Annotated in this window: 27 protein-coding genes; 19 read left to right on the top strand and 8 right to left on the bottom strand. The window is 74.2% G+C overall.

Features of this window, described 5'->3' with window-relative positions; translation table 11 throughout:
* Positions 1–11 precede the first annotated feature (11 nt).
* Both ACZ6KO_RS09240 and ACZ6KO_RS09235 read right to left on the bottom strand, forming a co-directional pair.
* Positions 12–752: an LON peptidase substrate-binding domain-containing protein gene (locus ACZ6KO_RS09240; protein WP_469302152.1), complete on the bottom strand. Its 741-nt coding sequence runs from the start codon at positions 750–752 to the stop codon at positions 12–14.
* 52 nt (positions 753–804) lie between these two features.
* A complete protein-coding gene (locus ACZ6KO_RS09235; protein WP_469302150.1) occupies positions 805–2,400 on the bottom strand; it encodes an oxidoreductase in 1,596 nt (531 codons plus the stop codon).
* A gap of 136 nt (positions 2,401–2,536) precedes the next feature.
* Here ACZ6KO_RS09235 and hisD point away from each other — a divergent pair, with 136 nt between their 5' ends.
* From hisD to hisF, 8 genes are read left to right on the top strand one after another with little or no spacing between them, the layout of a single operon-like run.
* Entirely contained in the window at positions 2,537–3,859 is a 1,323-nt protein-coding gene (gene hisD, locus ACZ6KO_RS09230) for a histidinol dehydrogenase (protein ID WP_469302148.1), read from the top strand.
* Positions 3,856–4,962, top strand: a complete 1,107-nt coding sequence (locus ACZ6KO_RS09225) for a histidinol-phosphate transaminase (RefSeq protein WP_469302146.1) — start codon at positions 3,856–3,858, stop codon at positions 4,960–4,962. Before hisD ends, ACZ6KO_RS09225 begins: the two co-directional genes overlap by 4 nt.
* Entirely contained in the window at positions 4,959–5,552 is a 594-nt protein-coding gene (gene hisB / locus ACZ6KO_RS09220; RefSeq protein ID WP_030209395.1) for an imidazoleglycerol-phosphate dehydratase HisB, read from the top strand. The genes ACZ6KO_RS09225 and hisB overlap by 4 nt, the downstream gene beginning before the upstream one ends.
* 2 nt (positions 5,553–5,554) lie before the next feature.
* Positions 5,555–5,722, top strand: coding sequence for a hypothetical protein (locus ACZ6KO_RS09215; protein WP_401447688.1), 168 nt, complete (start codon positions 5,555–5,557; stop codon positions 5,720–5,722).
* Positions 5,719–6,369 (top strand): imidazole glycerol phosphate synthase subunit HisH, encoded by a 651-nt coding sequence (gene hisH, locus ACZ6KO_RS09210; protein ID WP_401447686.1) that lies wholly within the window; start codon positions 5,719–5,721, stop codon positions 6,367–6,369. Before ACZ6KO_RS09215 ends, hisH begins: the two co-directional genes overlap by 4 nt.
* Entirely contained in the window at positions 6,369–7,106 is a 738-nt protein-coding gene (priA, locus tag ACZ6KO_RS09205; protein ID WP_469302140.1) for a bifunctional 1-(5-phosphoribosyl)-5-((5-phosphoribosylamino)methylideneamino)imidazole-4-carboxamide isomerase/phosphoribosylanthranilate isomerase PriA, read from the top strand. The genes hisH and priA overlap by 1 nt, the downstream gene beginning before the upstream one ends.
* Complete coding sequence (locus ACZ6KO_RS09200; protein ID WP_469302137.1) at positions 7,103–7,501, top strand: RidA family protein; 399 nt, start codon at positions 7,103–7,105, stop codon at positions 7,499–7,501. The genes priA and ACZ6KO_RS09200 overlap by 4 nt, the downstream gene beginning before the upstream one ends.
* A complete protein-coding gene (gene hisF, locus ACZ6KO_RS09195; RefSeq protein WP_469302134.1) occupies positions 7,498–8,253 on the top strand; it encodes an imidazole glycerol phosphate synthase subunit HisF in 756 nt (251 codons plus the stop codon). The genes ACZ6KO_RS09200 and hisF overlap by 4 nt, the downstream gene beginning before the upstream one ends.
* Before the next feature lie 422 nt (positions 8,254–8,675).
* Here hisF and ACZ6KO_RS09190 read toward each other — a convergent pair whose 3' ends face one another.
* Positions 8,676–9,308 carry a TIGR03085 family metal-binding protein gene (locus ACZ6KO_RS09190; RefSeq protein WP_469302132.1) on the bottom strand — a complete coding sequence of 211 codons (633 nt, stop codon included), beginning with the start codon at positions 9,306–9,308 and terminating at the stop codon, positions 8,676–8,678.
* A gap of 93 nt (positions 9,309–9,401) precedes the next feature.
* On the opposite strand from ACZ6KO_RS09190, the gene hisI reads away from it, so the two are divergent.
* From hisI to lgt, 11 genes are all read left to right on the top strand, one after another.
* Positions 9,402–9,776: a phosphoribosyl-AMP cyclohydrolase gene (hisI, locus tag ACZ6KO_RS09185; protein ID WP_401447670.1), complete on the top strand. Its 375-nt coding sequence runs from the start codon at positions 9,402–9,404 to the stop codon at positions 9,774–9,776.
* 15 nt (positions 9,777–9,791) lie between these two features.
* A complete protein-coding gene (locus ACZ6KO_RS09180; RefSeq protein ID WP_469302129.1) occupies positions 9,792–11,282 on the top strand; it encodes an anthranilate synthase component I in 1,491 nt (496 codons plus the stop codon).
* Between the two features lie 40 nt (positions 11,283–11,322).
* Positions 11,323–11,958, top strand: a complete 636-nt coding sequence (locus ACZ6KO_RS09175) for a TIGR02234 family membrane protein (protein WP_469302127.1) — start codon at positions 11,323–11,325, stop codon at positions 11,956–11,958.
* Between the two features lie 79 nt (positions 11,959–12,037).
* Positions 12,038–12,277 (top strand): HGxxPAAW family protein, encoded by a 240-nt coding sequence (locus tag ACZ6KO_RS09170; protein WP_401447662.1) that lies wholly within the window; start codon positions 12,038–12,040, stop codon positions 12,275–12,277.
* A gap of 71 nt (positions 12,278–12,348) precedes the next feature.
* Entirely contained in the window at positions 12,349–12,861 is a 513-nt protein-coding gene (locus tag ACZ6KO_RS09165) for a DUF2752 domain-containing protein (protein WP_469302125.1), read from the top strand.
* A gap of 233 nt (positions 12,862–13,094) precedes the next feature.
* Positions 13,095–13,904 (top strand): indole-3-glycerol phosphate synthase TrpC, encoded by an 810-nt coding sequence (trpC, locus tag ACZ6KO_RS09160; RefSeq protein WP_401447658.1) that lies wholly within the window; start codon positions 13,095–13,097, stop codon positions 13,902–13,904.
* A gap of 50 nt (positions 13,905–13,954) precedes the next feature.
* On the top strand, positions 13,955–14,155 hold the full coding sequence (gene trpM / locus ACZ6KO_RS09155; protein ID WP_401448270.1) for a tryptophan biosynthesis modulator TrpM: 201 nt from the start codon (positions 13,955–13,957) through the stop codon (positions 14,153–14,155).
* A gap of 199 nt (positions 14,156–14,354) precedes the next feature.
* Positions 14,355–15,602, top strand: coding sequence for a tryptophan synthase subunit beta (trpB, locus tag ACZ6KO_RS09150; RefSeq protein ID WP_469302121.1), 1,248 nt, complete (start codon positions 14,355–14,357; stop codon positions 15,600–15,602).
* Entirely contained in the window at positions 15,599–16,414 is an 816-nt protein-coding gene (gene trpA, locus ACZ6KO_RS09145; RefSeq protein ID WP_469302119.1) for a tryptophan synthase subunit alpha, read from the top strand. The genes trpB and trpA overlap by 4 nt, the downstream gene beginning before the upstream one ends.
* A 96-nt stretch (positions 16,415–16,510) precedes the next feature.
* Positions 16,511–17,314 carry a DsbA family protein gene (locus ACZ6KO_RS09140; RefSeq protein WP_469302117.1) on the top strand — a complete coding sequence of 268 codons (804 nt, stop codon included), beginning with the start codon at positions 16,511–16,513 and terminating at the stop codon, positions 17,312–17,314.
* 68 nt (positions 17,315–17,382) lie between these two features.
* The gene (gene lgt / locus ACZ6KO_RS09135) at positions 17,383–18,372 is read left to right on the top strand and encodes a prolipoprotein diacylglyceryl transferase (protein ID WP_469302115.1); all 990 of its coding nucleotides are present in this window, start codon (positions 17,383–17,385) and stop codon (positions 18,370–18,372) included.
* A gap of 116 nt (positions 18,373–18,488) precedes the next feature.
* Here lgt and ACZ6KO_RS09130 read toward each other — a convergent pair whose 3' ends face one another.
* The 5 genes from ACZ6KO_RS09130 to ACZ6KO_RS09110 are packed head-to-tail and all read right to left on the bottom strand — an operon-like array spanning position 18,489 to position 24,532.
* Positions 18,489–19,304 (bottom strand): HpcH/HpaI aldolase/citrate lyase family protein, encoded by an 816-nt coding sequence (locus ACZ6KO_RS09130; protein ID WP_469302113.1) that lies wholly within the window; start codon positions 19,302–19,304, stop codon positions 18,489–18,491.
* Entirely contained in the window at positions 19,301–20,590 is a 1,290-nt protein-coding gene (locus tag ACZ6KO_RS09125) for a CaiB/BaiF CoA transferase family protein (RefSeq protein WP_469302111.1), read from the bottom strand. Before ACZ6KO_RS09125 ends, ACZ6KO_RS09130 begins: the two co-directional genes overlap by 4 nt.
* A complete protein-coding gene (gene rbsK, locus ACZ6KO_RS09120) occupies positions 20,587–21,621 on the bottom strand; it encodes a ribokinase (RefSeq protein ID WP_469302109.1) in 1,035 nt (344 codons plus the stop codon). Before rbsK ends, ACZ6KO_RS09125 begins: the two co-directional genes overlap by 4 nt.
* Entirely contained in the window at positions 21,618–23,339 is a 1,722-nt protein-coding gene (locus ACZ6KO_RS09115; RefSeq protein ID WP_469302107.1) for an ADP-ribosylglycohydrolase family protein, read from the bottom strand. The genes rbsK and ACZ6KO_RS09115 overlap by 4 nt, the downstream gene beginning before the upstream one ends.
* Entirely contained in the window at positions 23,336–24,532 is a 1,197-nt protein-coding gene (locus ACZ6KO_RS09110; protein WP_469302105.1) for an ADP-ribosylglycohydrolase family protein, read from the bottom strand. The genes ACZ6KO_RS09115 and ACZ6KO_RS09110 overlap by 4 nt, the downstream gene beginning before the upstream one ends.
* Between the last annotated feature and the right edge of the window lie 4 nt (positions 24,533–24,536).

Here is a 24,536-nt window from a genome sequence, read left to right as displayed (position 1 = left end):
CGGTTCACGCGTCAGTTCAGGCTCGTCGGCGTCCGCGTCAGGTCCACCATCGGCAGCGACGGCAGATGGCGGATCACCGCCGTCTCCGACCGCAGCAGCTTCAGCTCCTCCGCCAGCCGCGTCGCCGTGTCCGGCGCCTGCAGCAGCCGCTGCTTGGCCGGGATGTCCAGCACCGCGGCCGCCGCGACCAGGTACGACACCACCGACGGCTCGTCCGGCAGCTCCGCGGCCGTGGCCAGGGTCCGCTCCCGCGCCCCCGCCAGCCGCTTCTGGTAGGTGCGGAAGGCCCGCAGCACCCCCTCCGCGAGCGCGCCGGCGCCGTCGCCCGGGTCCTCGGCGAGCTCCTCCAGCTCCGCCACCAGGTACGGGCCGGACGCCTCGACCGACAGCAGCCGGACCCGCGTCGTGCCCGTCGCCAGCACTTCGAAGCTGCCGTCCTCCCGCTCGCGGATCGTCGCCGCGTCCGCCACGCACCCCACCCGGTGGAACGCCTGGATCGGGTCGCTGCCGAAGCCCGCGGCCGGGCCCCGCTCGGGCACGGCGGTCGGGTCCGGCATCCCCGGGGCGCTGGGTGCCACCTCGCGGCCGTCGCGGATGGCGACGACGGCGAACCGGCGCGGCTCCTCCTCGCTCGTCTTCAGCAGCTCGCGCATCATGGCGCGATACCGCTCCTCGAAGACGTTCAGCGGGAGCACGAGCCCCGGGAACAGCACCGTGTTCAGGGGGAACAGCGGAAGGCGAACGGTGGTCACGACGCACAGGGTAATGGCCGAGACCCCGCGCCCGTCACCGCCGGGCACCGCCTCATCCCCGTCTCAGCAGCCGGGACGCGCCCGCCGCCACCGTCGTCGCCAGGATCCACCCGAGCATCACCAGTGCCGCCGCGGCCCATTGCCAGCCGCCCGTCAGCCGCCACCGGTCCTGCTGGCCGAGGTCGATCACCGGCAGCAGCAGGTCCAGGGCGAACAGCACCGCGTTCCACTGCGGGGCCTCGTCCGGCTTGATCGGCCGCGGGTCGTGGGTGCTGAGCAGCACCGCCCCCGCCGCCCACAGCACCGCCATCCACATCGCCGCCCGGCCCGGCCGGTAGCCGTACGCCACCGTCCAGTCCTGGACGTAGCCCCACAGCTTCCCGGCGAGTGGCAGCGTCCGCCGCCGCCGGCGCTGCTTGGCCAGCAGCACCTCACGGGCGTCCGCGTCCTCGCCGCTGGCCCGCAGCACGCTCGCCAGCCGCTCGTACGGCTCCGGCGAGAACTCCGGGGTCGCGGCCTCCAGCCAGCCGAGCCGGCGCACCAGCGGGAAGTGGCCGCGCGGGGCGAGGTTCTCGTACACGAAGCCCTCGATCGCCAGCCGGCCCGGCCCGGGCCAGCTCGTGGACCGGTCGACGAGCTTGACCACCTTGGACCCCGAGACCACCACCCGGCCCTGCTCCAGCGGCTCCCCGACGAAGCGGAACTCGGGCGTCTGGATCCGCCGCAGCGACACCTCCTGGTCCTCGGCCAGGACGAAGCGGGCCCCGTAGAAGTCCACCGCGTCCCCGAAGCGCCCGTCGTCCAGCCGCAGCCCGCCCCGGCACTCGAAGTGCCGGGAGCGCTGGCCCCGCGTGGGCGTCTGGCCCAGCCCGTACGGCGGAGTGGACATGGGGTCGCCGGTGCCGTGGTCCACGGCGATCGAGGTCAGGTACAGCGTGCGCTCCACCGTCAGCTGCGGCGCGTTCAGCGCGCGTCGCCCGTACGGATTGCTCAGCCGGGCCCCGCGCAGGCTCATCGACACACCGATCTTCGCCCCGCGCAGGCTGACCTCCCCGTACGCCTGGAGCAGCTCGCCCTGGAAGTCCTGCGCCACCGACATGCCGTCGGCCGCTATCGCCCGGCCCTTGCTGTCGCGCTGGATCACGGCCTGGCTGATCAGCAGGTCGGTGCCGATCTGGGCGTCGGTCAGCCGCACCCCGCGCGCCACCCGGCAGCGCGGCAGGTGCAGGTCCCCCTCGGTGTGCAGGCGGGCCGCGTCCAGCCGCGGTATCGCACAGCGGACCATGCGCAGCGTGCCCACCCGGGTCTCGGAGAGCTGGACCTCGCTGTCGAAGCGACAGGACTGGAGTTCGACGTACGGCTCCACGGTGCCGCCCGACAGGTCCAGCCGGCCCGTGACGCGCACCCCGCGCAGCTTGAGCGAGGAGACCCGCCCCGGCACCGGCGGCGGCCCGTGGAGCAGCAGCAGCGCCACGATCTCGGCGCGGACGCTGCGCTCGGGGCCCCAGGTCCGCTCCGACATCGGGTCGTCCTGCGCCGCGCTGCGCGTACTGAGATCGCAGACGCTGCCGGTCCGGAACGCCTGCCACATCCGCCGTTCGGCCCCGGTGAGGTCCTCCGGTTCCTCGCCGGCCCGTGCCTCGGTCATGGCGGCCCCCCTCCGCTCGTTCCGCGCCGGATTCCGCGCGTACTCGAACGCTAATGGTCATCAGTGACAGCCGGGGCGTGTATCAGCCAGTGATACGGGCGACCGGTGGTGGGAGACGGTCTGAGAGAATTGGGACGTGATCTCTCGTATCGACCTGCGCGGCAAGGCCCTCCCCGAGGGCGGCGCCCTGCGCGATCTGCTTCCCCGTGCCGAGTTCGACGTCGCGGCTGCCCTGGAGAAGGTGCGGCCGATCTGCGAGGACGTCCATCATCGTGGCACGGCGGCGCTGATCGAGTACGCGCAGAAGTTCGACGGAGTGACGCTGGAGCAGGTCAGGGTGCCCGCCGAGGCCCTGGAGAAGGCCCTCGCCGAGCTGGACCCGGCCGTCCGCGCCGCCCTGGAGGAGTCGATCCGGCGCGCCCGGATCGTGCACGCGAACCAGCGCCGCTCCGAGCACACCACCCAGGTGGTCCCCGGCGGCACCGTGACCGAGAAGTGGGTTCCGGTCGACCGCGTGGGCCTCTACGCGCCCGGTGGCCGCTCCGTCTACCCGTCCTCCGTCGTGATGAACGTGGTCCCGGCGCAGGAGGCGGGCGTGGAGTCGCTCGCGCTGGCCTCCCCGCCCCAGGCCGAGTTCGGTGGTCTGCCGCACCCCACCATCCTGGCCGCCTGTGCGCTGCTCGGGGTGGACGAGGTGTACGCCGCCGGCGGCGCCCAGGCCGTCGCGATGTTCGCGTACGGCACGGAGGAGTGCACCCCGGCGAACATGGTGACCGGCCCCGGCAACATCTGGGTGGCCGCCGCCAAGCGCTACTTCACCGGCAAGATCGGGATCGACGCCGAGGCCGGCCCGACCGAGATCGCGATCCTCGCGGACTCCACGGCCGACCCGGTGCACGTCGCCGCCGACCTGATCAGCCAGGCCGAGCACGACCCGATGGCCGCCGCCGTGCTGGTCACCGACTCGGCCGCGCTGGCCGAGGCGGTCGAGGCCGAGCTGGCGACCCAGGTCGCCGTCGCCAAGCACATCGAGGACCGGATCAAGCCGGCCCTCGCGGGCGAGCAGTCCGCGATCGTCCTGGTCGACAGCCTGGAGGACGGCCTCAAGGTCGTCGACGCCTACGGCGCCGAACACCTGGAGATCCAGACCGCCGACGCCGCCGCCTGGGCCGCCCGGGTCCGCAACGCCGGTGCGATCTTCGTCGGCCCCTGGTCCCCGGTCTCCCTCGGCGACTACTGCGCCGGCTCCAACCACGTCCTGCCCACCGGCGGCTGCGCCTGCCACTCCTCGGGCCTGTCCGTGCAGTCCTTCCTGCGCGGCATCCACATCGTCGACTACACGCGCGACGCCCTCGCCGACGTCACCCACCACGTGGTGACGCTGGCCGAGGCCGAGGACCTGCCCGCGCACGGCGCGGCCCTCAAGGCGCGCTTCGGATGGAAGGTTCCCCAGCTGTGACCGGAATCGACGACCTTCCCATCCGGGACGAACTGCGCGGCAAGTCCCCCTACGGCGCCCCGCAGCTCGACGTGCCCGTCCAGCTGAACACCAACGAGAACCCGTACGAGCTGCCCGAACCACTCGTACGGCGGATCGCCGAGCGCGTCGCGGACGCCGCCCGCACCCTCAACCGCTACCCCGACCGGGACGCGGTCGAGCTGCGCACCGAGCTCGCGGCGTACCTCACCCGCACGGGCAAGCACCCCGTCGCCAAGGAGAACGTCTGGGCCGCCAACGGCTCCAACGAGGTCATCCAGCAGCTGCTGCAGACCTTCGGCGGACCCGGCCGGACCGCGATGGGCTTCGAGCCCTCGTACTCGATGCACGCGCTGATCGCGCGGGGCACCGGCACCCGCTGGATCTCCGGCCCGCGCCGCGAGGACTTCCGCATCGACGCGGCCGCCGCCGAGCGGGCCATCGCCGAGCACGCGCCCGACGTCGTCTTCATCACCTCGCCGAACAACCCCACCGGCACCGCGGTCGAGGCCGAGACGGTCCTCGCCCTGTTCGAGGCCGCCCAGGCCGCGAAGCCCTCGCTGGTGATCGTCGACGAGGCGTACGTCGAGTTCAGCCACCGGGACTCCCTCCTGCCGCTGATCGAGGGCCGGCCCAACCTGGTGGTCTCCCGGACCATGTCCAAGGCCTTCGGCGCGGCCGGCCTGCGCCTGGGCTACCTGGCCGCGCACCCGGCCGTCGTGGACGCCGTCCAGCTGGTGCGCCTGCCCTACCACCTGTCGGCCGTCACCCAGGCCACGGCCCTGGCCGCCCTGGAGCACACCGACACCCTGCTCGGCTACGTCGAGCAGCTCAAGACCGAGCGGGACCGGCTGGTCGCGGAGCTCCGCGCCATCGGTTACGAGGTCACCGAGTCCGACGCGAACTTCGTGCAGTTCGGCCGGTTCGACGACTCCCACACCGCCTGGCAGCGGATCCTCGACCAGGGCGTCCTGGTCCGGGACAACGGCGTACCCGGATGGCTGCGGGTCACCGCGGGCACCCCGGCCGAGAACGACGCGTTCCTGGAAGCGGTTCGCGCACTGAAGAAGGAGCAGCAGGCATGAGCCGCATCGGACGGGTGGAACGCACCACCAAGGAGACCTCGGTCCTGGTCGAGATAGACCTCGACGGCACCGGCAAGGTCGACGTGTCGACCGGCGTCGGCTTCTACGACCACATGCTCGACCAGCTCGGCCGCCACGGCCTGTTCGACCTCACCGTCAAGACCGACGGCGACCTGCACATCGACAGCCACCACACCATCGAGGACACCGCCCTCGCGCTGGGCGCCGCCTTCAAGCAGGCCCTCGGCGACAAGGTGGGCATCTACCGCTTCGGCAACTGCACCGTGCCCCTGGACGAGTCCCTCGCCCAGGTCACCGTCGACCTGTCGGGCCGCCCGTACCTCGTGCACACCGAGCCCGAGAACATGGCGCCGATGATCGGCGCGTACGACACGACCATGACCCGGCACATCCTGGAGTCCTTCGTCGCGCAGGCGCAGATCGCCCTGCACGTGCACGTGCCGTACGGCCGCAACGCGCACCACATCGTGGAGTGCCAGTTCAAGGCCCTCGCACGCGCCCTGCGCTACGCCAGCGAGCGCGACCCGCGGGCCGCCGGCATCCTTCCCTCCACGAAGGGCGCCCTCTGACCGTGAACGGCCTCTCCACCGTCCTCATCGTCGTCGGCCTCTTCCTGGCCGGCGGCGTCTACTCCTTCCAGAAGCAGCAGATGCCCAAGTCGGTCGTCGTGCTGCTCGCCATCGGCTCCGCGATGTGTCTGGTCGCCGGAGTCCTGCGGATCCAAGGAATCTGGGAATGAGCACAGCCGGTCCCACCAAGAAGGTCGTCGTCTTCGACTACGGCTTCGGCAACGTCCGCTCCGCCGAGCGCGCCCTCGCGCGCGTCGGCGCGGACGTCGAGATCACCCGCGACTACGACAAGGCCATGGACGCCGACGGACTCCTCGTCCCCGGCGTCGGCGCCTTCTCCGCGTGCATGCAGGGCCTCAAGGACGCCCGCGGCGACTGGATCATCGGCCGCCGGCTCTCCGGCGGCCGCCCGGTCATGGGCATCTGCGTCGGCATGCAGATCCTCTTCGAGCGCGGCATCGAGCACGGCGTCGAGACCGAAGGCCTCGACGAGTGGCCCGGCACGGTCGGCCCGCTCAAGGCCCCGGTCGTCCCCCACATGGGCTGGAACACCGTCGAGGCCCCGGCCGACAGCCAGGCCTTCGCCGGCCTGGACGCCGACGCCCGGTTCTACTTCGTGCACTCCTACGCGGCCCACGACTGGAGCCTGGAGGTCACCAACCCGGTGATCCGAGCTCCCCGGGTCACCTGGGCCACCCACGGCGAACGCTTCGTCGCGGCGGTGGAGAACGGGGCCCTGTGGGCCACCCAGTTCCACCCCGAGAAGTCCGGCGACGCCGGCGCCCAGCTCCTCACCAACTGGATCGAGACCCTGTGATGACCGAGCCCGCAGCGAAGCTGGAACTCCTCCCCGCGGTCGACGTCCGCGACGGCCAGGCGGTCCGTCTCGTCCACGGCGAGTCCGGCAGCGAGACCTCGTACGGCTCCCCGCTCCAGGCCGCCCTGGCCTGGCAGGCGGCCGGCGCCGAGTGGCTCCACCTCGTCGACCTCGACGCCGCCTTCGGCACCGGCGACAACCGCGCGCTGGTCGCCGACATCACCCGCGCCATGGACATCAAGGTCGAGCTGTCCGGCGGCATCCGCGACGACGCCACGCTCGCCGCGGCCCTGGCCACCGGCTGCACCCGCGTCAACCTCGGCACCGCCGCCCTGGAGACCCCCGAGTGGGCGGCCAAGGCCATCGCCGAGTACGGCGACCGGATCGCCATCGGCCTCGACGTCCGCGGCACCACGCTCAAGGGCCGCGGCTGGACCAGCGAGGGCGGCGACCTGTACGAGACCCTGGCCCGCCTGGACTCCGAGGGCTGCGCCCGCTACGTCGTCACCGACATCGGCCGCGACGGCACCCTCACCGGCCCCAACCTCGAACTCCTGCGCAACGTCTGCGCGGCCACCGACCGGCCCGTCGTCGCCTCCGGCGGCGTCTCCTCGCTGGACGACCTGCGGGCCCTGTCCGGCCTGGTCGGCGAGGGCGTCGAGGGCGCGATCGTCGGCAAGGCGCTGTACGCCAAGGCGTTCACCCTCCAGGAGGCGCTGGCGGTGGTCTCGGCATGAGCACGCCCGCGAGCACCCCCGGCGTACGGCGGATCTCCTCGGGCGGCCCGTACGAGGACGTCATCGGCTACTCCCGCGCCGTGCAGCTCTCCAACGGCCTGGTCCTGGTCTCGGGCTGCACCGCGGGCGACGCCGGCGGCCCGTACGACCAGACCGTCACCGCCTTCGGCGTCGCCTTCAAGGCGCTGGAGCAGGCCGGTCTCGGCCCCGAGCACGTGGTCCGCACCCGGATGTACCTCACGCACGCCCGGGACGTGGACGAGGTCGGCCGGGCCCACAAGGAACTGTTCGACGCGGTCCGGCCCGCCGCGTCCATGATCATCGTCTCCGGCTTCGTCGACCCGAGCATGGTCGTCGAGGTCGAGGTCGAGGCCTACCGAGGAGCAACGTCATGACCCTGGCCGTACGGGTGATCCCCTGCCTGGACGTCGACGGCGGCCGGGTCGTCAAGGGCGTCAACTTCCAGAACCTGCGGGACGCCGGCGACCCGGTGGAGATGGCGAAGCTGTACGACGCCGAGGGCGCCGACGAGCTGACGTTCCTGGACATCACCGCCTCCTCCGGCAACCGCGAGACCACCTACGACGTGGTGCGCCGCACCGCCGAGCAGGTCTTCATCCCGCTGACCGTCGGCGGCGGCGTCCGCACGGCCGACGACGTCGACAAGCTGCTGCGGGCGGGTGCGGACAAGGTGGGCGTGAACACCGCGGCCATCGCCCGCCCCGAGCTGATCCGGGAGATCGCCGAGCGCTTCGGCCGCCAGGTCCTCGTCCTGTCGGTGGACGCCCGCCGCACGGCGTCCGGCTCCTTCGAGGTCACCACGCACGGCGGGCGGCAGGGCACCGGCATGGACGCGGTGGAGTGGGCGCACCGGGCCGCGGACCTGGGCGCCGGCGAGATCCTGCTGAACTCGATGGACGCGGACGGCACGAAGGACGGCTACGACGTCGAGATGATCGCGGCGGTCCGCAAGCACGTGACCGTCCCCGTGATCGCCTCGGGCGGCGCGGGCCGCCTGGCCGACTTCGCCCCCGCGGTGGCGGCCGGGGCGGACGCGGTGCTGGCGGCGTCGGTGTTCCACTTCGGCGACCTGCGGATCTCGGAGGTCAAGTCGGCCCTACGCGAAGCGGGCCACCCGGTCCGCTGACCCGCTGCACGTCGCTCGCCCGTGACGCCGCCCCGGACCCCGCGCCTCAATCGCCGGCGGGGCTGGAGTGGTGCCCGGCGGGCTCGAAGATCGGGGGCTGCGCCCCCGGGCCCCCATACGTGCGCTTCGCGCCCGTGCGCTCAAACGCCGCGCGGGCTGGAAATGCCGCTGCGCGGCATCCCAGCCCAACGGCGGGCAAACGTCCAGCTCCCCTGGGCACCCTTCCAGCGCCGCCGGGCCCGATTCCAGCCCCGCCGGCGTTTGAGGCGCGGGGGTGTGGGGGCGGAGCCCCCGCAGGGTCGGCCGTACCGGGCGTCCGCTCCCGCCCCGCCGGACACCCCCTCCAGCGCCGCCGGGCACCACCCCAGCCCCGCCGGCGTTTGAGGCGCGGGGGCGGAGTCCGCGTTGGGGCCCGGGGGCCGTTAGAGGCCTAGCTTTGCCGAGGTCAGTTTGGCTACCGCGTCCTGCGGACCGTCGAGTTCCACAGCGGCAGCGTCCTGGCGGCCGAAGCAGAACAGCGTCAGCTCGCCCGGCTCACCCGTCACCGTCACCACCGGCGTCCCCTTGCGCGCCACCGCCGTGCGCCCGTCGGGGCGGCGCAGGACCAGGCCCACCGGGGAGCGCCGCCCGGTCAGGCGGGCCAGCTTCTCCAGGCGGGACCACAGGGCGTCCGAGAAGACCGGGTCCAGCGCGCGCGGGTTCCAGTCCGGCTGCGCCCGGCGCACGTCCTCGGCGTGGACGAAGAACTCGACGGCGTTCGCCGCCTCGTCGATCTGCTTGAGCGCGTACAGCGACATCTTCGGCGGCCCCGTACGGATCAGCTCGATCAGCTCCTCGTACGGCTTGGCGGCGTACTCCGCCATCGCCTGGTCCAGACGGCCCTTGAGCACGTTCAGCAGCAGCCCGCCCGCCGCGTCCGGCCGCCGCTCGCGCACCACGACGTGCGCCGCCAGTTCCGTCGTCCGCCAGCCCTCGCACAACGTGGGAGCCTGGGGCCCGGCCCCCTCCAACAGGTCAGCCAGCAGCAGGCGTTCACGCTTCGCATGGGTCGACATGCCCGCAAGCCTACGGCCGGAACCCGCCGTACGCCCGCTCATCAGGCGGACAGTGTCCCGTACCCACCGCTCCCGCGCGGCACAATGGCCCGCATGAGTACGTCCCCGCGATCCAGCCACCTCGATCCCGCCATCGCCGCCCGCCTCAAGCGCTCCCCGGACGGCCTGGTGCCCGCCATCGCCCAGCAGTACGACACCGGTGAGGTGCTCATGCTCGGCTGGATGGACGACGAGGCCCTGCACCGCACGCTGACCACCGGCCGCTGCACCTACTGGTCGCGCAGCCGCCAGGAGTACTGGGTCAAGGGGGACACTTCCGGCCACTTCCAGCACGTGAAGTCCGTCGCCCTCGACTGCGACGCCGACACCGTGCTCGTGAAGGTCGACCAGGTCGGCGCGGCCTGCCACACCGGGGCCCGCACCTGCTTCGACGCCGACGTCCTTCCGCTCGCCGCCGACGCCGAATAGGTAAGGTCCCAACGCATGGATCTCGAGACGTTCCGCAAGCTCGCGGGTGACCGCCGTGTCATCCCCGTCAGCCGCAAGCTGCTGGCGGACGGGGACACCCCCGTCGGGCTCTACCGCAAGCTGGCCGCCGAACGCCCCGGCACCTTCCTGCTGGAGTCCGCCGAGAACGGGCGCTCCTGGTCCCGCTACTCCTTCATCGGGGTGCGGTCCGACGCCACCCTGACCGTCCGCGACGGCCAGGCGCACTGGATCGGCACCCCGCCCGTCGGCGTCCCGACCACCGGTGACCCGCTCGACGCCCTGCGCGCCACCGTCGAGGCCCTGCACACCCCCCGCGACCTCGCCGCGGGCATGCCGCCCTTCACCGGCGGCATGGTCGGCTACCTCGGGTACGACATCGTGCGCCGCCTGGAGCGGATCGGCGAGCACGGCCGCGACGACCTCCAGCTGCCCGAGCTGACCATGCTGCTCACCTCCGACCTGGCGGTCCTCGACCACTGGGACGGCACGGTCCTGCTGATCGCCAACGCCATCAACCACAACGACCTCGACACCGGCGTCGACGAGGCCTACGCGGACGCGGTGGCCCGCCTCGACGCCATGGAGGCCGACCTCGCGCGGCCCGCCCCGTACACCCCGACCCCGCTGCCCGCCTCCGAGCTGCCGGAGTTCTCCGCGCTGTGGGGCGGCGAGAAGTACCAGGCGGCCGTCGAGGACATCAAGGAGCGCATCCGCGCCGGCGAGGCCTTCCAGGTCGTGCCCTCGCAGCGGTTCGAGGCCCCCTGCACGGCCTCGGCCCTGGACGTCTACCGGGTGCTGCGGGCCACCAACCCGTCCCCGTACATGTACCTCCTCCGCTTCGAGAACGGCTTCGACGTGGTCGGGTCGAGTCCGGAGGCGCTGGTCAAGGTCGAGGACGGGCGGGCCATGGTCCACCCCATCGCCGGCACCCGCCACCGCGGCGCGACCCCGCAGGAGGACCACGAGCTCGCCGAGGAGCTGATGGCCGACCCCAAGGAGCGCGCCGAGCACCTGATGCTCGTCGACCTCGGCCGCAACGACCTCGGCCGGGTCTGCGAGCCCGGTTCGGTCGAGGTCGTCGACTTCATGTCGATCGAGCGGTACTCGCACGTCATGCACATCGTCTCGACCGTGACGGGGCGCGTGGCCGAGGGGAGGACCGCCTTCGACGTGCTCACCGCCTGCTTCCCCGCCGGCACCCTCTCCGGCGCCCCCAAGCCGCGCGCCATGCAGATCATCGAGGAGCTGGAGCCCTCCCGCCGCGGCCTGTACGGCGGCTGCGTCGGCTACCTCGACTTCGCCGGCGACTCCGACACCGCCATCGCCATCCGCACCGCGCTGCTGCGCGACGGGACGGCGTACGTGCAGGCCGGAGCCGGCGTCGTCGCGGACTCCCAGCCCGTCGCCGAGGACACCGAGTGCCGCAACAAGGCCGCCGCGGTGCTGCGGGCCGTCGGCGCCGCCAACCGGCTGCGCGGCCACTGAGCCCGCCCCGGCTACCGCGCGGCCGGGGCCCCGGGGGATAGTGGGGTACGTGAGTGCCGTACCCCTGCCCCGAACCGAAGAGCCCTCCTCCGCGCGCGCCGGCCGGCGCAGCGTGGCCGTCGCCCTGCTGCTCGGCGCGCTCGGCGCCGCGGTCGTCCTGCTGGCCTCCGGCCGGACCTGGGCGCACGGCACCGCCGGGGTCGGCGGCGGCGCGCTGCCGCTGACGGCCGACGGCCGCGCGGTCACCGGTGTCCCGGCCGCGCTGGCCATCGTCGGCCTGGCGGCGCTGGTCGCCGTGTTCGCCGTACGCGGCAAGGGCCGGCTGCTGGTCGCCGCCCTGCTGGCGCTGAGCGGCCTGGGCGCCGCCCTGGCGGCCGTGGCCGGCGCCTTCGACCGGGAGGCGCTGGACGCCGCGGCCGCCCGTACGACCGCCGACACGGCGGCGACGGTGGCCGGCATCACCCATACGGCCTGGCCGTACGTCACGGCCACCGGCGCCGTGCTGATCCTGGCCGCCGGGCTGCTGGCCCTGCGCTTCGGGCGGGCCTGGCCCGCGATGGGCGGCCGTTACGAGCGAGCCGGCGGCGCGCGCGGCGGCAGGCCCGTGGTGGTGGACCCCGAGCGTCCGGAAGACCTGTGGAAGGCCCTCGACCGCGGCGAGGACCCGACCCGCTGATCCGTCCCGTCCCCGGGTACGGGACAATGGGCCCCGAGCGTCGACACAGCACGTTCGACAGAGCAACGAGGAGCTACTCATGGCGGGCAGCAGCCACGGACACACCCCGGCCGCCTGGACCGGTGTCACCATCGCCTTCATCGGTTTCTGCATCTCCGGCGCCTTCATGGTGCTGGCGAACCCGCTGGGGTTCTGGGCCGGCATGGTCGTCGTCGCCCTCGGTGGTGTCGTCGGCATGGCGATGAGGGCCGCGGGCATGGGCGCCAAGAAGCCCGCCCACGAGGACCTCGCCAAGGTCATCGCCGCCGCCAAGGCCTGACGGCGCGACGATCCCCGAAAGGCGCGGCCCGTCGGGCTGCGCCTTTTGTCATGAGCGGAGACAATCACCCGGTGGACGCCCCTCGCACGCCCCCGCCCGCGCGCCCCTCCGCAGCCGCCGTCCCCTCCGCGGCCGACGTCTCGGCCGTCCCCGCCGTCTCGGCCGTCCCCGACGTACGGCCGCCCTCGCGGGCCCGGCGGCTGGCCGCCCCCGCCCTGACCCTGGCCACCGCGGTCGCGGCGTTCGCGTACGTCGCCCGGGTCGACCCGAACGAGCCCGGCCACTACCCCGTGTGCCCGCTCCTGGGGCTGACCGGGATCCTGTGCCCCGGCTGCGGCGGACTGCGCAGCGCGCACGCGTTCGCCCACGGCGATCTGCCCACCGCCTTCGGGGCGAACGCCGTCGCGGTCCTCGGCTACGTCGTCTTCGCGGGCTTCGTGCTGCTGTGGCTGGTGCGCGCCCACCGGGGCGGGCCCACGCCCCGCATCACCCTCACCCCCGTGTGGTGGTGGGTGACCGGGACCCTGGTCCTGGCCTTCGCGGTGGTCCGCAACCTCCCCTTCGGGTCCGCCCTCGCGCCCTGAGGCCGCGGCCCGTCCCCGGCGGACCGGGCGGAATCCCCGGGTCCGCGCGGAGCCTCGCGGCTCCCTCGTAGTTCCGTCGCAGGAGCCTCGCGGCGCCCTCGTAGGAAGCTCCGATTCCAGGTGTCCAGGTAATGGGACGCCGTCAACCGCGTGCGGAGCGCGAGGCCTCCTGCGGATACCATTTGATTGCTGACCTTGAACCAGCCCGACCGACCCGGAAGGGGGCCGCTCGCGTGAGTGTGCTCGACGAGATCATCGAAGGGGTCCGCGAAGACCTTGCCGAACGGCAGGCCCGCGTGAGCCTCGACGAGCTCAAGGAGCGTGCCGCCAAGGCGCCCCAGGCCAAGGACGGCGTCGCGGCCCTGCGGGGCGATGGCGTGAAGGTGATCTGCGAGGTCAAGCGCTCCAGCCCCTCCAAGGGCGCGCTGGCCGCGATCGCGGACCCGGCCGGGCTCGCCGCCGACTACGAGGCGGGCGGCGCGGCCGTCATCTCCGTCCTGACCGAGCAGCGCCGCTTCGGCGGTTCGCTCGCCGACCTGGAAGCAGTCCGTGCCCGGGTGGACATCCCCATCCTGCGCAAGGACTTCATCGTCACCGCGTACCAGCTGTGGGAGGCCCGTGCCTACGGCGCCGACCTCGCGCTGCTGATCGTCGCGGCCCTGGAGCAGGAGGCACTCGTCTCCCTCATCGAGCGGGCCCACTCCATCGGGCTCACACCGCTCGTCGAGGTCCACGACGAGGAGGAGGTCGAGCGCGCGGTCGCCGCCGGAGCCAAGATCATCGGCGTCAACGCCCGCAACCTCAAGGACCTCAAGGTCGACCGCTCCACCTTCGAGCGGGTGGCCCCGGAGATCCCGGCCGGCATCGTGAAGGTCGCCGAGTCCGGCATCCGCGGTCCGCACGACCTCATCGCCTACGCCAACGAGGGCGCCGACGCCGTCCTCGTCGGAGAGTCCCTGGTCACCGGCCGTGACCCCAAGGCCGCCGTGGCCGACCTGGTCGCCGCCGGCGCCCACCCCGCCCTGCGGCACGGGCGGAGCTGAGCCACGCCGTGTCCGCCGTCCGCCGCGCAGGCCGCCGCAGCCGGGGTGCCGTGCACCCCGGTCCGGTCGGCGTGCCCGCGGCCGGCGGGACCCCGGCCCGCGACCCGCACGCGCCCCTGGCCCGCGGCTGCAAGCCGCGCGGCTGCCGGGCGCCGGCCCGCCGCGTGCTGGGCCGCCGGGTGCGGTACGTGATCGGCTCCGAACCCGGCCAGGTCAACGGCATGCGATGGCGCCGCGCAGGCGCGCCGTAGGCACGTCGCACCCCACGTCACGCGGAACCCGCGCGGCGTGAACCGCGGCAGTGCCCGGTCCCGCGTACCCCGGGCCGCCCGGCCCCGGACGCGGACCGCTCCGCCCGTGCACCGCCCGCGCCTCAGCGGGGCGCGACCGGCACGGGCCGACGGCGCAATACGGTGCAACCAACCGTCGCTTCCGTAGGAGTTACTGGCCATGTCCAGCGAGTTCTTCATTCCCGACCCGGAGGGTCGCGTCCCCAACGCCGAGGGCTACTTCGGCGACTTCGGCGGCAAGTTCATCCCGGAGGCGCTCGTCGCCGCCGTGGACGAGGTGGCCGTCGAGTACGAGAAGGCCAAGGGCGACCCGGCCTTCGCGGCCGAGCTGAACGACCTCCTCGTCAACTACACGGGACGTCCCAGCGCCCTCACGGAGGTGCCGCGGTTCGCCGAGCACGCCGGCGGCGCGCGGATCTTCCTCAAGCGCGAGGACCTCAACCACACCGGCTCGCACAAGATCAACAACGTGCTGGGCCAGGCGCTGCTCACCAAGCGGATGGGCAAGACCCGGGTCATCGCCGAGACCGGCGCCGGGCAGCACGGCGTGGCCACCGCCACCGCCTGCGCCCTCTTCGGCCTCGACTGCACCGTCTACATGGGCGAGATCGACACCGAGCGCCAGGCCCTGAACGTGGCCCGGATGCGCATGCTGGGCGCCGAGGTCATCGCGGTGAAGTCCGGCTCGCGGACCCTGAAGGACGCCATCAACGAGGCGTTCCGCGACTGGGTCGCCAACGTGGACCGCACCCACTACCTCTTCGGCACGGTCGCCGGTCCCCACCCGTTCCCGGCGATGGTCCGCGACTTCCACCGCGTCATCGGCGTCGAGGCCCGCCGCCAGATCCTGGAGCGCGCCGGCCGGCTGCCGGACGCCGTCGCGGCCTGCGTCGGCGGCGGCTCCAACGCCATCGGCCTCTTCCACGCCTTCATCCCGGACGCCGACGTCCGCCTGGTCGGCTTCGAGCCCGCCGGGCACGGCGTGGAGACCGGCGAGCACGCGGCCACCCTGACCGCGGGCGAGCCGGGCATCCTGCACGGCTCCCGGAGTTACGTCCTGCAGGACGAGGAGGGCCAGATCACCGAGCCGTACTCGATCTCGGCGGGTCTGGACTACCCGGGCATCGGCCCGGAGCACGCCTTCCTCAAGGACAGCGGCCGCGGGGAGTACCGCGCGGTCACCGACGACGCGGCCATGCAGGCGCTGCGGCTGCTCTCGCGCACCGAGGGCATCATCCCGGCCATCGAGTCGGCGCACGCCCTCGCGGGCGCCCTCGACCTGGGCAAGGAGCTGGGCAAGGACGGTCTGCTGATCGTCAACCTGTCCGGCCGCGGCGACAAGGACATGGACACGGCGGCCCGCTACTTCGGGCTCTACGACGGCGGGGCCGAGGGGGAGTCGAAGTGACCACGGGCAACATCCAGCTGCTGAGCGACACCCTGGCCAAGGCGAAGTCCGAGGACCGTGCCGCCCTCGTCGCCTACCTCCCGGCCGGCTTCCCCACCGTCGACGGCGGCATCGAGGCGGCCAAGGCCGTCCTCGCGGGCGGCGCCGACATCGTCGAGGTCGGCCTGCCGCACTCCGACCCGGTCCTGGACGGCCCGGTCATCCAGACCGCCGACGACATCGCGCTGCGCGGCGGCGTGAAGATCGCCGACGTGATGCGGACCGTGCGCGAGGCGGTCGCCGCCACGGGCGCTCCGGTGCTCGTGATGACGTACTGGAACCCGATCGACCGGTACGGCGTCGAGCGGTTCACCGAGGAGCTGGCGGCCGCCGGCGGCGCCGGCTGCATCCTGCCCGACCTGCCGGTCCAGGAGTCCGCGCTGTGGCGCGAGCACGCCGAGAAGCACGGTCTGGCGACCGTCTTCGTGGTGGCTCCCAGCAGCAAGGACGAGCGCCTGGCGACCATCACCGCGGCGGGCAGCGGCTTCGTCTACGCCGCGTCGCTGATGGGTGTCACCGGCACCCGCGCCTCGGTCGGCGCCGAGGCCGCGGAACTCGTGACGCGCACCCGCCGCACGACCGAGCTCCCGGTGTGCGTCGGGCTCGGCGTCTCCAACGCCGAGCAGGCCCGGGAGGTCGCCGGCTTCGCGGACGGCGTGATCGTCGGCTCGGCCTTCGTCAAGCTGCTGCTGGACGCGCCGGACCTGCCGGCCGGGCTGGCCGCCGTACGGGCCCTGGCGGGCGACCTCGCCCGCGGCGTGCGCAGGAGCTGACGCACGGCTGTTCCCCCGGGAGGGTTCTGTAGCCCGATCGGGTGGTTGTGGGAGCGGGGAGGCACTGGGGTGCCTCCCCGCTTCGTTTGGCGGGACGTGAGCGAGAAGAACGACGGTGCGAACCGCGATGCGAAACGATCGGCCCGCGAGCGGCTCCAGGTGGAGCGCGAGCGGCAGAAGACCCGGGACAAGCGGCGGCGGACCCTGATCGTCGCGGGCGCGGTGATCGGCGTACTGGGCCTGGCGGCCGTCGTCGGCGTGATCGCGGCCAACGCCGGCAAGGACGGCGGCAAGGACGCGGCGGGCCCGGTCGTCGCCCCCTCCGGGGCCACCGGCAAGGACGCGCTCGCGATCCGGACGGGCAAGGACGACGCGAAGTCCACGCTGGTGGTGTGGGAGGACTTCCGCTGCCCCGCCTGCAAGTCCTTCGAGGACGCCTACCGCACGACCATCCACGAGCTGGAGGCCAAGGGGCTGCTCAAGGTCGACTACCACCTGGTGACCCTGATCGACGGGAACATGGGCGGCAGCGGCTCCCTGCGGTCGGCCAACGCGGCGGCCTGCGCGCAGGACGCGGGGAAGTTCTCCGCGTACCACGATGTGCTCTTCATGAACCAGCCGCAGGAGATCGACGACGCCTACGCCAAGGACGCCAGGCTGCTGGAGCTCGCGGGCAAGGTGGAGGGGCTGGACACCCCGGCCTTCCGCGCGTGCGTGGCGGACGGCACGCACAAGAGCTGGGTGGGCAAGTCGCAGGAGGCCTTCCGCGGCGGCAAGTTCCGCGGCACCCCGACGGTGCAGCTCAACGGCGCCGACATCTTCGGTGACCAGGCCAATCCGCTGACGCCGCAGAAACTCAAGGAGAAGGTGGAGGCCGCCGCCAAGGGCAGCGGCAGCTGACGTTCTGGTTACAGGTTGCCGGGCGGGTTGCGGTGCCCACCGCCCGGCAGGGTAGCGTCGGGTCTGCCATGGACCTTGCTTACATTCCCAGCCCGTCGACCGGCGTGATCCATCTCGGACCGATCCCGCTGCGCGGCTACGCGTTCTGCATCATCATCGGTGTCTTCATCGCCGTCTGGCTCGGCAACAGGCGCTGGATCGCGCGCGGCGGCAAGCCGGGCACGGTGGCGGACATCGCCGTGTGGGCGGTGCCGTTCGGCCTCGTCGGCGGTCGCCTCTACCACGTGATCACCGACTACCAGCTGTACTTCGGCGAGGGCCGCAACTGGGTCGACGCCTTCAAGATCTGGGAGGGCGGCCTCGGCATCTGGGGCGCGATCGCGCTGGGCGCGGTCGGTGCCTGGATCGGCTGCCGCCGCCGCGGCATCCCGCTGCCGGCCTGGGCGGACGCCCTGGCCCCCGGCATCGCGCTGGCCCAGGCGGCGGGCCGCTGGGGCAACTGGTTCAACCAGGAGCTGTACGGCCGTCCCACCGACCTGCCGTGGGCGCTGAAGATCAGCGAGGGCCCGAACCGGGTCGCGGGCACCTACCACCCGACGTTCCTGTACGAGTCGCTGTGGTGCATCGGCGTGGCGCTGCTCGTGATCTGGGCGGACCGCCGCTTCAAGCTGGGCCACGGCCGGGCGTTCGCCCTGTACGTGGCGGGCTACTGCGCGGGCCGCGGCTGGATCGAGTACATGCGCGTGGACGAGGCCCACCACGTCCTGGGCCTGCGCCTGAACGTCTGGACGTCGATCGTGGTCTTCACGGCGGCGGTGGCGTACTTCGTCCTGTCGGCGAAGCTGCGGCCGGGACGCGAGGAGATCGTGGAACCGGAACGGCCGGCGGACGACGCGAAGCCGAAGCGCGACTCCACGAAGCGGAAGCGCGACTCCGCGAAGCCGAAGGGCGAGGCCCCGGCGGCGGACGGTGCCAAGGCAGCCGGTGCCAAGGCGGCCGGTGCCAAGGCGGATGGTGCCAAGGCCGACGGCGGGGCCGGGACGGCCAAGAAGCTCTGACCGGTCTCACGAGGTCTCACGAGGTCCAGAGGTCTTGCGCAGGGGGTGCCGCGATCACGCGGCACCCCCTGCGTCGTACTCGGCGGCGCGTGCCCCGGCCGCGCCCTGTCCGCTGCTCAGTGCACGAGCGTGCGGTGGTGGAGGGACAGGGTGCGGTGGGCGGCCGCCACGACCGCCGGGTCGACGAAGCGGCCGTCCGGGAGGGCCACCGCTCCCGGGGTGCGGCGGGCCGCCGTGACGATCTCCTCGGCGGCCGTCACCTCCTCCGGACGCGGCAGGTAGGCCCGTTCGATCACCGGCAGCTGGCGCGGGTGGATCGCCGCCCGCCCAAGGAACCCCAGCGCCCGCCCCCGTGCGCAGGACACCTCCAGCGCCTCCAGATCGCGGATGTCGGGGAACACGGACTGCGCCGGCGGTGCCAGCCCCGCCGCCCGCGCCGCCACCACCACCCGCGAGCGCGGCCAGTCCAGGCCCGCCTCGGCGCTCACCCCCAGGTCGGCCCGCAGGTCCGCCTCGCCCAGGGCCAGGCCGTGCAGGGCCGGGTGGGCGCGGGCGATGTCGTACGCGCGCTCCACCGCCAGCGCGCTCTCCAGCAGCGCGTACAGGGCGACTCCGCCCGAGCGGTCCGCCACCGTGGCGATCTGCCGCGGCTCGCTGATCTTGGGCAGCCGCAGCCCCGCCAGGCCGCGCAGCCCCGCCAGCGCGGTGAGGTCGGCGCCCGCCCAGGGCGACTCCAGGGCGTTGATCCGGACGTGGACGGGGACCGGCGTGCGGGCGGTCAGCAGCTCGGCCGTGGCCGCGCGGGCGTACTCCTTGCGCGACGCCGGAACCGCGTCCTCCAGATCCACGATGACCGCGTCGGCGCCCGCGCCCAGCGCCTTGGCCACCACCGCCGGGCGGTCCCCGGGGACGTACAGCCAGGTGAGGATCACAGCGCACCCTCCCCGCGCAGGGCGGTGATCTCCGCCTCGGACAGTCCGAGTTCGGCGAGGACGGCGTGGGTGTCCGCGCCGTGCGGGCGGCCGGCCCAGCGGATCCCGCCGGGAGTCCCGGAGAGGCGGAAGAGGACGTTCTGCATCCGCAGCGGGCCCAGTTCCGGGTCCTCGACCTCGGTGAGCGTGTCCAGGGCCGCGAACTGCGGATCGGCCATCACGTCCCGTACGTCGTAGACCTGCGCGACCGCCGCCTGGGCCTCCTCGAACGCCGCGGTCACCTCCTCCGCCTTGTGACGGGCGATCCACGACCCGACCGCCTCGTCCACGACGTGCGCGTGGGCGGCCCGCCCGGAGCCGGTCGCGAACCACGGTTCGGCGATCAGCTCCGGCCGTCCCACCAGCCGCACCACGCGTTCGGCGATCGACTGCGCGGAGGCGGAGACCGCCAGCCAGCGCCCGTCGGCGGACCGGTAGGTGTTGCGCGGGGCGTTGTTGGCCGACCGGTTGCCGGTGCGGGGCTGGACGTAGCCGAGCTGGTCGTACCAGAGGGGCTGCGGGCCGAGGACGGTGAGGATCGGTTCGATGATCGCCAGGTCGACCACCTGGCCCTGCCCGGTGCGGTCGCGGCCGGCGAGGGCCGTCATGACGGCGTACGCGCAGGTCAGCGCCGCGATGGAGTCGGCGAGCCCGAACGGGGGGAGGGTCGGCGGTCCGTCCGGCTCCCCGGTGATCGCGGCGAACCCGCTCATCGCCTCGGCGAGGGTGCCGAAGCCGGGGCGGCGGGCGTACGGGCCGACCTGGCCGAAGGCGGTGACGCGGGCCAGGACCAGGCGGGGGTTGGCGGCGCTGAGCTCCGCCCAGCCCAGGCCCCACTTCTCCAGGGTGCCGGGGCGGAAGTTCTCGACGACCACGTCGGCGGTGGCGGCCAGCCGCAGCAGCGTGTCCCGGCCGCCGGGGGTGGACAGGTCCAGGGTCATGGTCCGCTTGTTGCGGCCGAGCAGCTTCCACCACAGGCCGACGCCGTCCTTGGCGGGGCCGTGCCCGCGGGAGGGGTCGGGCCGCTCCGGATGCTCGACCTTGATCACCTCGGCCCCGAAGTCGCCGAGCAGGGTCGCCGCCAGGGGGCCGGCGAAGAGGGTGGCGAGGTCGAGGACGCGCAGGCCGTGGAGAGGGCCGGTGCCGGTGCCGGGGGCGGTGTCGGCTGCGGTGTCGGCTGCGGTGCCGGGCGTGGGGCCGGACCGGGCGTCGGGTCGCGTGTCGGGCCGGGCGGTGGCCGCGCTCATGACGCCGACGCCCCGCCCGGCCCCTGGGCCTGCGCCGCCGGGCCGTGTCCGGGGGCCTGCTCCCGTGCCTGGCCGTGTCCGGAGGCGGGCTCCTGCGCCGGGCCGTGTTCGGAGGCGGGCTCCCGTCCCTCGGCGAGGGTCCGGGCGTAGGCGGCGTCCGTCTCGCGGCGGGCCGGCATCGAGTCCTGGGCGCCCGGGCGCTGGACCGACAGCGCCGCGGCCGCCGAGGCCCACGCCAGGGCCTCCGGCATCGCCCGGCCCTCGCCGAGGGCCACGGCCAGCGCCCCGACGAAGGTGTCCCCGGCGGCCGTGGTGTCCACGGCCCGTACGCGCGGCGCCGGGACGGCGACCGGCCGCCGGCCGCGGGCGGCGTACAGGGAGCCGGCCGCACCGAGGGTGATGACCACCTCGGGCACCTGCCGCAGCAGCGCCTCGGCCGCCTGGTGCGGATCGGTGAGTCCGGTCAGGGCGGCGGCCTCGTGCTCGTTGGGCACCAGCAGGTCGACGGCGGCGAGCAGCCCGGGCGGCAGCGGCTGGGCGGGCGCGGGGGTCAGGACCGTCCGTACGCCGTGCGCGCGGGCCGCGCGGGCGGCCTCGGTGACCACGCCCAGCGGGACCTCCAGCTGGAGCAGCAGCGCGTCGGCCGCGGCGATCCGGGTCTCGTCGCCGGCCTCCAGCGCGGTCAGGCGGCCGTTGGCCCCGGGGATCACGATGATGGCGTTGCCGCCCTCGTCGTCGACGGTGATGTGGGCGGTGCCGCTGGCACCCTCGACGGTGCGCAGGGCGGCCGTCTCGACGCCGGCGGCCGCGAGCGCGGAGCGCAGCCGTACGCCGAACTCGTCGGCGCCGACCGCCCCGATCATGGTCACCTCGCCGCCCGCGCGGGCGGCGGCGACCGCCTGGTTGGCCCCCTTGCCGCCGGGGACGGTGCGGAACTCGCGGCCTGCCACGGTCTCCCCGAGGCGGGGGGCCTTGGGGACGTAGGCGACGAGGTCCATGTTGGTACTGCCGAGCACGGCGATGGCCGTCATGAGCGAGCTGCCTCCTGTGCGGTGAGGTGGGCGAGGGTGTCGAAGCCGATGCCGTCGAAGCCGGGGACGGTGGTGGCGAGCCGGTTCTTCAGCGGGGTGGTCCAGCGGGCGGGGACGTTCTCCGGCGCCCCGGCGAGCAGCCCGGCGAGGGAACCGGCCGTGGCACCGTTGGAGTCGGTGTCCCAGCCGCCGGAGACGGCGCGGCAGACGGAGTGGGTGAAGTCCCCGTCGGCGTGGGCGAGGGCGGCGGCGATCAGGGCGGTGTTGGGGACCGCGTGCACCCAGTGGTAGTGCCCGTAGCGGTGGTGCAGGGCGTCCACGACGTGGTCGAACCCGGCCGGGGCGGGATCGGCGGCGGTGGCGGCACCGATGCCGTACGTCACGGCCTCGGCCAGGCGCGAGGCGGGCGGTACGACGGCCAGCCCGGCGCGCAGCGCGGCGTGCACGTCGGCGGTGCCGGTCGCCGCCTCGGCGAGGGCGGCGGCGGTGAACATGGCCGCGTACACGCCGTTGGCGGTGTGCGTGAGGGTGGCGTCCCGGTAGGCCTGCGCCGCCGCGCGCCACGGCTGGCCGGGGTTGGTCCAGCCGTGCACGTCGGCGCGGATGAGGGCGCCGATCCACTCGCGGAAGGGGTTGTGGTGGGTGGCGGTGTGCGGTGGTTCCAGCCCGAGCAGCAGGTTGCGGTACGCGACGCGCTCGGCGGTGAACGTACGGCCGGCCGGCAGCTCGTCGAGCCAGAGGCGGGCGACGTCGGCGGTGCGGAAGTCCTTGCCGTGGCGCTGGAGGAGCAGGAGGTTCAGGAGGGGGTAGTTGAGGTCGTCGTCCTCGGGCATGCCGTCGATGTTCTCGGCGAGGGAGGTGGCGGCGGAACGGCGGTTCCAGGGGTGGGCGGCCAGGGTGGCGGCGGGGACGCCGCGGGCGGTGAACCAGTCGTCGAGCGGCCAGTTGCCGGTGGCGCGGGCGAGGGCCCGGATCCCGTCGAGGGACACCTTCTCGACGGGCTTGCCGAGCAGGCACCCGACGGCCCGCCCGACCCACGCCGCCTCCAGCCGCCGCCGCAGCCCTTCCCCCCAGCGGCCCCCGGCCCCGCCCGGGCCGCCCGCCTCACCGGGCTCCGCCCGGCCCCGGTCGCCCGCCCGGTTCCGGGCGGGGGCGCCTGGGCCCGTGGTCACGGGTCCGGTCGGGGTGCGGTCCGCCTCGTGGGGGCTCGCGGTGGGGGAGAACGACTCCGCCCGGCCGCCGCACGCGGCCGCGATGGCGTCGAGCGCCAGCGGTTCGGCGTCCGCCCAGGGGGAGGGGACGGCCTCCAGGCCGGTCAGCAGCCGCTCGGCCAGGGCCCGCAGGGCGGGCGGTGCCGGGACCGGTGAGGCCCCGGCCCGGTCGGGCGCGGGCGCACCGCCCGCGGCCAGCCACGCCCGGCGGTACGGCTCCGGATCACGGCCGTCCTCGGCGGCCCGGCGCAACTCGTGCCCGATCAGGTCCTCGGGCTGCGCCCACGTGAGCCGGACGGCCCCCTCCTCGCCGTGGGCACGGGGCTCCGCCGGGGCCGGGTGGCCCCGGGCGGCGTCCGGGTGCGTGGACCCGGTGCCCGGTGCCGGTGCCGGTGCCGGCGCCGGGGCCGTGGGGGCGCCGGCCGGCGTGTCCCACGGGTGGGGCCGTCCGTCGGCCGCGTGGCCGGGGGCCGGGGTGGCCGGCGGGGGCGGGGTTCGGGGGGTCATCGGGGGGCCGTCAGGGTGGTGAAGGCCGATTCGTGGGTGCGGCGGCGGGCGACGTCCCGGGTGAAGACCTCGCGGGCCACCTCCGCCATCGTGGCCGCCGGCGCCTGCAGGTCCAGCCGGCTGGCCCCGGCCACCCGCTCCGACCACGCCGGCGGGACGGCCGCCGCCCCGCCCAGCGCGCCCGCCACCGCCCCCGCCATCGTCGCGATCGAATCGCAGTCCCGGCCGTAGTTGACCGCGCCGAGGACCGCCGGTTCGTACGCCCCGTCCGCGATCAGGAGCATCCCGAGGGCGACCGGAAGCTCTTCGATCGCGTGCAGGCGGGACGGGCGGCGGGCGCCGAGCGAGGGGGCCCGGTAGTCCGGGCCGACCGTGTCGTACGGCGCCACCGCCGCCCGCAGCGGCACCACCGCCGACTCGACGTCCCGCAGGCCGGCCGCCGCCTCCGCCACCGCCGCGATCGCCGCGCGCGTGCCGTCCTTGGCCAGGGCCAGCGCCGTGTCCACCACCGTGGTGGCGGTCGCGCCCGGCGCGCACGCGGCCGCCACCGCCGCCGCGAACACCCCGGCCGCCTCCCGTCCGTACGAGGACTGGTGCGCCCCCGCGATGTCCAGCGCCTCCGCGTACGCCCCCGCCGGGTTGCCCGCGTTGACGATGCCGACCGGTGCCATGTACATCGCCGCGCCGCAGTTGACGATGTTCCCGGCTCCCGCCTCGCGCGGGTCGACGTGGCCGTAGTGCAGCCGCGCCACGATCCACTTCTCGGCCAGGAAGATCCGCTGGAGGGGGAGGGCCTCGGCCTCCAGCTCCGGGATCCAGCGGGGCGTGGACATCAGGTCCGGGACCAGGTGGTCGGCGACGGCGTAGGCGTCGAGGTGGTCGCGTACGCGCGCGTAGACGCGGACCAGCGCGTGGGTCATCAGGGTGTCGTCGGTGACGTGTCCGTCGCCCTTGTGGTACGGCGCGATGGGGCGGGCGGTGCGCCAGTCCTCGTACCAGGGGCCGACGATGCCGTGCACCCGGCCGCCGTGCCGTTCCACGATCTGGTCCGGGGAGAAGCCCTCGACCGGCCCGCCGAGGGCGTCGCCGACGGCGGCACCGACGAGGCAGCCCGCCGCCCTGTCCTCCAGCGTGAGCGTGTGCGTGTGCGTCCGGGTCTGCGTCTGCGTGTGCGGCTGCTGCGCCAGCGTCATGTCC

This window comes from Streptomyces sp. NPDC042102 (assembly GCF_055582305.1).
Note: the sequence above shows the minus strand (reverse complement) of the source record. Positions and strands in the feature narration are given on the sequence as shown.